The organism is Proteus sp. fly-1067 (genome assembly GCF_040139345.1).
GTDB lineage: Bacteria > Pseudomonadota > Gammaproteobacteria > Enterobacterales > Enterobacteriaceae > Proteus > Proteus vulgaris_B.
Genome location: NZ_JBEEUL010000232.1, coordinates 1 through 545, shown reverse-complemented (window position 1 = coordinate 545; position 545 = coordinate 1). Strand labels below are relative to the sequence as shown.

Below are 545 nucleotides of genomic sequence, written 5' to 3'. Positions count from 1 at the left end.
GTTTAACACACCGTATGGTGATGAATATTGGTAGCTACCACTAAGATTCGGCTCCATACGACCTAACTCACGCTTATCTCCACCAACACGCACACTCCAATAGTTGTTATTAAGGTTCTCACTATAATAGGCAACAGATTGGCCTAAGCTTTTACCACCATCTGCATATTGCATGTCATAGCTTACTGAACCACCACTCTCTAGAGGAATAGAGAATGATAAATAGGCTTGGTTATCATCCGTTTCCTGATATTTAATTTTATTCAGCGACAATGTAGCCGAAATATTTTTCAGTTTACCTAAACTGAAAATCTTGCTCAGACTCATGCCAAATGTTGTTGTCGACTCACTGTTCCAAAATTGATGATGAGAGGCATTGAAATACAAAGTCACATCAAGTGGGCTGATATATTGATTAAAAGGTGCGGTATAAACGTTTTTATCGCGTCTAAAATGGAGCACACCGTTAGGCACATCAATATAATGCGGCATGGTTAAAAATTCTTTATCCGAGAATTTATAGGCAGCAAGAGTAAGTTGTGAAT

At 38.3% G+C, this 545-nt stretch carries 1 protein-coding gene; it reads right to left on the bottom strand.

Going from position 1 to position 545, the window contains the following annotated elements; all coding sequences use genetic code 11:
- Positions 1-545: fimbria/pilus outer membrane usher protein (locus tag ABN217_RS20150; protein ID WP_349459992.1), on the bottom strand; the 545-nt coding region annotated here is incomplete at both ends.